The sequence below is a fragment of the Pseudomonas sp. P5_A12 genome (assembly GCF_056400685.1).
This window is the reverse complement of the sequence record NZ_JBFUKU010000044.1, coordinates 19,758-28,499: the sequence shown is the minus strand read 5'-3', so window position 1 is coordinate 28,499 and position 8,742 is coordinate 19,758. Positions and strand designations below refer to the sequence as shown.

Sequence of the window (8,742 nt, the reverse complement as noted above, 5' to 3'; positions counted from 1 at the left end):
GGACGTGCCCCCGTAAGGACCTTTTGGATGGATCTTGCCTTGGACTCTGGTGACTTCGGTCGCTTTTAAACAGGCCCCACCCAACCACACTTTGGCGACTCCTCCGGGCGCCAAGCCGATAGTCAAAAATTTTCGGTAATCGGTTTTCCATTTACCTACCGCACCGCAATAAGCGTTTTCAGCCTTGAGCATGGTGTCCCGCGCAGATTCGGGGATCTCGATGTAGGCTCCGTAGGTCTGTGGTTCTGCCATGGACTGCCAGCGCACATAGACCAAACGAGGCAGGTCAGCCCCGATGACATACCGGCCTTTTCCTCCAGGATCTTCTTGCCATCCCGCTGGTTTGCCTCTGAACTCGGACGGTACGCCTTTGCTCATTGCGCGTGGATACCCCATAGCCGGTATACCGCTACCCGCGCGAAGGAACACGCGCTCATTGATATCAACGACACCGGCCGTTTCGATCCAGACTTCCATATAGTCGGGGTTAAAAAAATCGAGGCTCCACGCGTCGTAAGGTAATGATCTGCTAACGACAGAGGCACATCCTCCCAACAACACAAATAGCAGCGCAAAGCCGGATTTAAACAAGCGTGAGCACCTATGCATCGGGATGCACCACGCGCTTATTGTTTTCGGCAGGTCGATCAATAAACACGATGTTCAGATCGCTGCTGTTCCAGCCTTTGGCGGCATTCCAGTTGGCAGACAGATGGATGTAGCGGCGGTAGAGCAACTCCTCTTCGTCGAGGCTCAGGCTCGTTCGGCGAGTGGCGCCTAACGCGTAAGCCATGAGTTTCTCGGCAATCGATTTTAGCTCTGTCGGTAGTGCGTATTTTTGATCCTCTTTGTCAATAACCCTGAACGGGACGTCGTGCCTGGCCCCCAACTCGCGCATGATTCGCAGGTAAACAAACGCCAGTTCGTTGCGCACAGTTCGCTGGCTGCGCACGGTTGCATACACATTTTTCGACTTGGATCTGTCGCCTTTTGCGTTGTTGGTGACCTCCACGGTCCAGGTTTGCACCTCCAGTGGAAGTCCATACAGGTTAAGTTGATCCTGAAGGCGACCTAGCTCCCGCTCAGCCGAAAGATAGGCGGGTGACGCTGTGGAAGGCACGTGAAGGTCCATATCGCGGCTGCAGCGCGGCTTGCTAAGCAGAACTCGTTCAATGAGGTTCGGTAGATACCCACCACCCAGATCGGAGTGGGCGCCGGGCAGCTTGATATCAGCAGCGCCGGCGCTGTTGAGTGAGAAGTTATGACGGCGCTCGTCCCCCGCCACCAAATGCACGACCTTTTTCGCCACATCGGGCGCTAGACACAAGTTGACACCGGGATTGTTGGCGTCGTGGGCGCTAAAGTCACCTTCAGCCAAGTTGGCTACAGCGGCAACAGTGTCGAAGATGCCGATAAAGTTGATGGAGACATCGGTGTTGGTGCGCCAGGAAAAGTCCTCGGTAAACAACGACGCATTGGCGGGTAGCAGCGCCGCCAATGGATTCTTTTCTCCTTTCTGTACTTCATTGGCAAAATGCCGTGCAGCTGCAGCACCGCGACTGAAACCGAATATGTCGAACTCGACACGTTCAACCTTTCGATCAGGATTAGATCGCTTGAAGCGCTCAACCCTTTCAAGAATGAGCGCTGGACTCTGCGCAACCCGCGCTGATACACCGTGTGCACCTACGCCGGTCATTGGTGAAAAAAGTGAATCCTTTTCACCACTGCTGGTACCGATGCCCTCCAGATAAACTGGGATGTATCCGATGGTTTCGTCATCAGGCAATAGCCGCTTACTGTCATCGGTGTACAGCTCATACAGCTTCGCCACATTGCTCGTGTCATTCCCATAACTATCATCCGGCGTGTTCCCCTGACCGTCATACCCATACGCCTGACAAAACTGCTGAATATCCTCCGCCTCCTCCAGCAGATTCACATCCCGCGCATAACACCCTGCGACCTTCTCACTGTTGGATCGGTTATTCCCGGTACCATCAAAGAACACCCCAATCCGCAAAGTAATCCCTTCTTCTTCGACTTCCTCTTCTTCTTCCTCCAACTCATCCTCTTCCAATGGCTCAGGCACGACAGCCGCCAACAACCCCGCCACTGCCCCCGGCAACAACGCATGCGCCGCCATCCCCGCCCCCGGCGAACCCCCCMCCTCAATCTCGTTACTGCTGAAAACCCCGCCCGCATCGATCACGATATGGTGACCACCCGCCTTCAACGTAATGCTGGCGCCCGCGTCCAGCACCAGACTGGCCCCAGCCTTGATATGAACGTGCTCGCCAGCCTCAACCACTAGCGCTTCGCCGACTCGGGTGTAGCTGCTTGCGGCAATCTGCAAATAGTCACTGGCCTTGAGCTGAGTCTTGCGATCCGCCGTAACCGTGCGATGTTCTTCAGCCCCGAGCACCACGATGCTGTTGCCCTTGATGTTTTCCCGACGTTCGTTGCCCACTTGCAATCGGCTGTCGTTCTCGACCTTCTGCTCCATATCCCGCTGGGCACGCAGGTAGATCAATTCCTGTCCGGCGCGGTCTTCAATCGACAGTTCGTTGTAACCGCCTGTGCTGGGGGAGCTGTGGCTGCGCAGTACGGTTCTGGTTTTGTTCTCGGGCAAGGGGTAGGGCGGCGGCGTGACCTTGTTGATCAGGCAGCCAGTTATCAATGGATTATCGGGATTGCCTTCGAGGTAGGTGACGAGGACTTCCATGCCGATACGCGGAATGGTCACCGCGCCGAAGTTTTCCCCCGCCCAGCCGGAGGCCACTCGCAGCCAGCAACTGCTGCTTTCACTGTTGCGCTCAGCCCGGTCCCAATAAAATTTGACTTTGACGCGACCGTATTCATCGCAGTAGATCTCTTCGCCGGCAGGCCCGGTGACGCGGGCGGTCTGGCAGACGAGCGCTGGTCGTTGCGCAGGCATCGGTGGTCGATAAAACACATCCCATGGAATCGCACTGAAGCTGTTGCGGTAGCCCTGAGTAAATCCGTCCTTGGGTTCGGCGCTGGTGACTGACTCTTCGAGCACCTGTGGCTGCTTTGCAGTGTGGGTGACGCTTAGCAGCAGCCATAGATCGTTGTACGTAGCGCGTGGGTGATCCGTCAGACTGAAAAAGTGGCCGCTGCGCAGACCAGGCTGATCACTTTCGCCCTCGGCCAATTGGTAATCGGCCCGGTGTCGTTCCAGCGCCTGCCGGGCGAGCTGCTTGCCGAGCTTTTCACTCTCGAAAAACAGTGGGTAACGATAGTCTTCAAGCTCGGGGCTGAACTCGGCGGTGAAGCGACTTTCCAGTAAAAGGCTCGGGCGTTTCAGGTCGTAGTGTCGCCGGGTAACCTTGCTGGGGCGGGTGCTGAAACCCATCGACAGCTGGCTGACAACGGGATGCTCCGCCACCATGCCGGAGTCTTGCTGATAGGGGGTTTCGCCCAGTATGGGGAAGAAGGTCTGGTCATCGGTGAACACCAGCAAATGACCTTCCGGGGAATGCTGATGGTGCCAGGCAATACCGTCCTCGGCGCACAGCCTGCGGACGAACTCAAAATCATTTTCCCGGTATTGGGTGCAGTATTCGCGTTCGGGACTCGTTCTGACGTGGAAGGTAAACGCATCGGCCTGGATGCCATGCCCCTTGAGTACCTTGGCGATGATTTGCGGCACCGTCTGGCGCTGGAAAATCCGCTGATCGTGGCTGAACTGCAAGAAGTGCAGCGTCGGCACCAGGTTTACGCGGTAGCGGGTCAGACGTTTACCGACATCGCCCGCGGATACCCCTGCGATATGACCATGAATACCTTCGCCGTTAAGGCCGAATTGCAAAAAAGCAGGTTGGTTGAGCAGGCATTCCAGATCGATATCCGGGTACTCGCTGACCAGATCGACGTTAACTGAATACAAGGCGCTGATGGTTTCAGTGCCTTCAAAGGCGAGCACCTTGAAATCATTGCGGACCGTTGGGATCACAAGGGTGAAGTGAGCAGCATTGGCCGGTGCGAACATTCGCTTATCCTTTTGCTTTGTGAGCTCGTCCTTGAGCTGAGGGGGAATAAGTCGCGCTGCCAGAGCCATGCCCGGCCTGAGCAAGCGTTAATGTCTGGCACGCTAACAACGTATTAAAAGGGTTGATGTAGGACGCAGCTCGAAACACTGTCCGAAACGTCTGTACTTCAGGATATTGCCTTGCAGTTACGAGCGAAGTTATGGCAGTTACACGGTGTCGTGCGAAATTGAGCATTTAGTCAGATTGATGGTGCTATCAATCCGATGGCGGTTTTTACGCCTGAATTGACTGGTTTCGATTTTTTTAATAAAGCGGAAACATTTCGGATTGTTCCTACATTATTCCTTGCCAATTGTTGGCATGCTGCACGCCTTCAACGGGAGTCTGCAGCCAATCAATTGCATCAGGCTTGGCTGGCGGCTCTATTTCGGTGGTTTCAGGGGTGTCAGGTAATGGTTTGAAGATTAAATCGACATTAGCAGGTGTCCTGCAACATATAAGGAGATCCACTTTGTCAAATAAAAATCAATTCGTTTCGTTGTTTAATTGAATTCTCGATAGTGGCCATCTTCTTAAGTGCGACGCAGCGCTTGAAAGAGCATGATTTCAATTGGATAAGATTTTTCGCAGCTCTTTGATACGGTTGCACGTCGCTGAAATGTTCATTGCGTGTATGACCGTAATTCTAAATAAAGGCAATGGATGTCCTACTCAAGCAAACTTTCCGCGCATTACCTTGAACTCGCAAAGGTCTCTGTTTCCAAAGAGAATTTCGCGGGCGAGGACGTTCGCTTTTCGGGCGATTATGAAGCGCTGGAAAGCGAGCTGGCGAAAGCCTCATCCATGCACGAAAGCGGTCAGATCGACTGGCTGAAAATCTGTGAAATCAGCGAAAACCTGCTGCGTACCCAGTCCAAGGATTTGCGGGTCGGCGCGTGGCTGAGTTGGGCCCTGTACCAGCGTGAGTCTTTCCAAGGACTGTTGGCCGGCCTCGGCCTGCTGCACCATTTGGTAGAAAATCACTGGGCCGAGATTCACCCGGGCAAGTCCCGCACCCGCTCCGCTGCCATCAGTTGGCTGGTGCCACGTCTTGAGCAGGTGCTCACCGAAGACGTCGCGATCAAAGAACAGTTGCCGATGTTCCGGCGGCTGGTCGAACACCTTGAAGGCCTCGATACCGTCTGCACCGAGCACTTGGGCGACGATGCGCCGCTGCTGCTGCCAATCTCCCGCCGCCTGAAAAACAGGGTGCAACGCGCTGCCGACAATCAACCGGAGCCCGGCGTAGTAGGCGCTGCAGTGGCTCAGGTGAAACAAGCCGCCACGCAACTGTTCACCCCCGGCGCATCGATCGACAACGAAAAAGAAGCCCACAAGGCCCTGCGCGCCCAACAAGAGAGCGCGCGTCCATTGTGTGCCTGGTGGCTCAAGCAGAAGGCCACGGACCTGCGGGCCTTGCGCCTTAATCGCACGCTGCTGTGGTTGCCCATCGATGCGGTTCCCGAGCGTAATGCCGAGCAAATCACCGCGTTGCGCGGCTTGCCCGCGGACAAGCTCAAGGCCTGTCAAGACCGTTACGATCAGGCCAAATACGCCGACCTGCTGGTGGAACTGGAGGCGAGCCTGGCGAAGGCGCCGTTCTGGTTCGACGGCCAGCGCATGGTCTGGGAATGCCTTCAGGCCTTGAACGCCGAGATGGCCATGCGCGAAGTGGAAATCCATTTCGCACTGTTGGTTCAGCGCTTGCCCGGCATCATCGAATTGCGTTACCACGATGGCGCGCCATTTGCCGATCCGGCCACCCGCGCCTGGATCAGCGCCAACGTCATGCCGCACCTGCAAACCGCCAGCGCGCCGCGCAAGGTCGAAGTCGCCGACACCCAGCCGGCCTGGGAGCTGGCCCTGGAAGAAGTCCTGCCGATCCTGCGCAAGGACGGCCTCAAGGCTGCCGTGCAGATTCTCAAGCAGGGCCTGCAAAGTGCCCAGGGCGGGCGCGTTCGATTCTTCTGGCAGTTCGCCCTCGCGCGGCTGTGCTTCATGGCCAAGAAATACGAACTGGCCAAGACCCAACTCGAAACCCTCGACCAAACATTACAGGACTCAGGCCTGCATGCCTGGGAGCCCGATCTTGCGCTGGAAGTGCTGCATTTACTGCATAGCTGCTGCGAGCTGTTGCCGCAGAACCATGCCGTACGTGAACGCAAGGAAGAGATTTATCGCAGGCTGTGCCACCTCGATCTTGAAGTGGTACTCGAATAGGCCCAAGGGCCACAACCGCAAGGAGAAAAGCCATGGCCAAAGAAGGCTCGGTAGCCCCCAAGGAGCGCATCAACGTCACGTTCAAACCTGCCACCGGTGGTGCACAGGAAGAGATCGAACTGCCGTTGAAACTACTGGCAATCGGTGACTACACCCACCGCAAGGACGAACGCAAAGTCGAAGATCGCAAGCCGATCAGCATCGACAGGACGACCTTCGACGAAGTGCTGGCCAAGCAAGAGCTGAGCCTGACGCTGAGTGTACCCAACCGTCTTCAGGACGGCGGCGAAACTGAAGAACTGGCCGTGCAACTGCGCGTCAATTCGATGAAGGACTTCAACCCGGCCAGCCTGGTCGAGCAAGTGCCTGAGCTGAAAAAACTGATGGAGTTGCGCGACGCGCTGGTGGCCCTCAAAGGCCCGCTGGGTAACGCGCCTGCGTTCCGCAAAGCCATCGAAGGCGTGCTCGCCGACGACGAATCCCGCGGTCGCGTATTGGGTGAGCTGGGCTTGAACGCCGCCGCCCAAAACGTCTGAGCCCCATCAGTCAAGGAAGCCAACAATGAGCACTAGCGCAGCACAGCAAAAGAGCAACGAGAACGGCGAATACAGCATTCTCGACAGCATCATCGCCGAAACCCGCCTGACCCCGGACGATGAAGCCTACAACATCGCCAAACGCGGTGTGTCGGCCTTCATCGAAGAGCTGCTCAAGCCGCAGAACAACGGCGAGCCGGTCAAGAAAGCCATGGTTGACCGCATGATCGCCGAGATCGATGCCAAGCTCAGCCGTCAGATGGACGAAATCCTTCACCACCCTGATTTCCAGTCGCTGGAGTCGTCGTGGCGTGGTCTGCAACTGCTGGTCGACCGCACCAACTTCCGCGAAAACATCAAGATCGAGATTCTCAACGTCTCCAAAGACGACCTGCTGGACGACTTCGAAGATTCGCCGGAAGTGATGCAGTCGGGCCTGTACAAGCACATCTACACCGCCGAATACGGTCAGTTCGGTGGTCAGCCGGTGGGCGCGATCATCGCCAACTACTTCATGTCCCCAAGCTCGCCGGACGTGAAACTGATGCAGTACGTGTCCAGCGTGGCCTGCATGTCCCACGCGCCGTTTATCGCGGCGGCCGGCCCGAAATTCTTCGGCCTGGAAAGCTTCACCGGTCTGCCGGACCTGAAGGATTTGAAGGACCATTTCGAAGGTCCGCAATTCGCCAAATGGCAGAGTTTCCGCCAGTCGGAAGACGCCCGTTACGTTGGCCTGACCGTTCCGCGTTTCCTGTTGCGTAACCCGTACGACCCGCAAGAAAACCCGGTCAAATCGTTCGTGTACAAGGAAACCGTCGCCAACAGCCACGAACACTACCTGTGGGGCAACACCGCCTATGCGTTCGGCACCAAGCTGACCGACAGCTTCGCCAAATTTCGCTGGTGCCCGAACATCATCGGCCCGCAAAGCGGTGGCGCGGTGGAAGACCTGCCGTTGCACCACTTCGAAAGCATGGGCGAAATCGAAACCAAGATTCCTACGGAAGTATTGGTTAGCGACCGTCGTGAATACGAACTGGCCGAGGAAGGTTTCATCTCCCTCACCATGCGCAAAGGCTCCGACAACGCGGCGTTCTTCTCCGCCAGCTCGGTGCAGAAGCCGAAGACCTTTGGCATCAGTGCAGAAGGCAAGACCGCAGAGCTGAACTACAAGCTCGGCACCCAACTGCCGTACATGATGATCGTCAACCGCCTGGCTCACTACTTGAAAGTGCTGCAGCGCGAGCAACTCGGTTCGTGGAAAGAACGTACCGACCTCGAGCTGGAACTCAACAAGTGGATCCGCCAGTACGTGGCCGACCAGGAAAACCCGAGCGCCGAAGTCCGTGGCCGTCGTCCGCTGCGCGCAGCCGAAATCATCGTCAGCGATGTCGATGGCGAGCCTGGCTGGTACCGCGTCAGCCTGAACGTGCGCCCGCACTTCAAGTACATGGGTGCCGATTTCACCCTGTCGCTGGTTGGCAAGCTGGACAAAGAGTAAGCGGAGCCAATTCATGACTGGATACGGCAGCCTTTTCGAACGCCTGGGTGGCGACGCGGACAAACGCGTCGGCTGGAGCCGTGAAGTCTCCGTCATGGCGTCGGTGGCTGCCCATCTGGCCAAGATGCTCAGCACCCGTGCGGGCAGCGTGCAAACGCTGTCCGATTACGGGCTACCCGATCTCAATGACATGCGTCTGAGCCTGCACGACTCCCTGAGTCAGGCCCGTAAGGCCATCGAAAATTTCATCGAAGCCTACGAGCCACGCCTGAGCAATGTGCGTGTCATCTCCCTGCCGCGTGACCACGATCAGCTTCGCCTGTCCTTCAGCATCGAAGGCCTGCTGGAAGTTGATGGTTTCAAGCGTCAGGTCAGTTTCGCCGCGCGCCTGGATGGTCGCGGTCAAGTCAACGTCAGCTAACGATAAACAGGT

Annotated in this window: 6 protein-coding genes; 4 read left to right on the top strand and 2 right to left on the bottom strand. The window is 56.7% G+C overall.

Annotated features, from left to right (window positions below; genetic code table 11):
* Window positions 1-609 (bottom strand): DUF2931 family protein (locus tag AC1DSG_RS09195; protein WP_477790604.1); only part of this gene is annotated, 609 nt, incomplete at its 3' end.
* Window positions 602-4,012, bottom strand: a complete 3,411-nt coding sequence (gene tssI / locus AC1DSG_RS09190) for a type VI secretion system tip protein TssI/VgrG (RefSeq protein WP_477790603.1) — start codon at window positions 4,010-4,012, stop codon at window positions 602-604. The genes tssI and AC1DSG_RS09195, both read right to left, overlap by 8 nt.
* A gap of 703 nt (window positions 4,013-4,715) precedes the next feature.
* Between tssI and tssA the strand changes: the two genes are divergently transcribed.
* From tssA to tssE, 4 genes are read left to right on the top strand one after another with little or no spacing between them, the layout of a single operon-like run.
* A complete protein-coding gene (gene tssA / locus AC1DSG_RS09185; protein ID WP_477790602.1) occupies window positions 4,716-6,272 on the top strand; it encodes a type VI secretion system protein TssA in 1,557 nt (518 codons plus the stop codon).
* Window positions 6,273-6,304: 32 nt separating this feature from the next.
* On the top strand, window positions 6,305-6,808 hold the full coding sequence (tssB, locus tag AC1DSG_RS09180) for a type VI secretion system contractile sheath small subunit (RefSeq protein WP_477790601.1): 504 nt from the start codon (window positions 6,305-6,307) through the stop codon (window positions 6,806-6,808).
* A 25-nt stretch (window positions 6,809-6,833) separates the two neighbouring features.
* Window positions 6,834-8,309, top strand: coding sequence for a type VI secretion system contractile sheath large subunit (gene tssC, locus AC1DSG_RS09175; protein WP_477790600.1), 1,476 nt, complete (start codon window positions 6,834-6,836; stop codon window positions 8,307-8,309).
* Between the two features lie 13 nt (window positions 8,310-8,322).
* On the top strand, window positions 8,323-8,730 hold the full coding sequence (gene tssE, locus AC1DSG_RS09170; RefSeq protein ID WP_477790599.1) for a type VI secretion system baseplate subunit TssE: 408 nt from the start codon (window positions 8,323-8,325) through the stop codon (window positions 8,728-8,730).
* The last annotated feature ends 12 nt before the right edge of the window (window positions 8,731-8,742 follow it).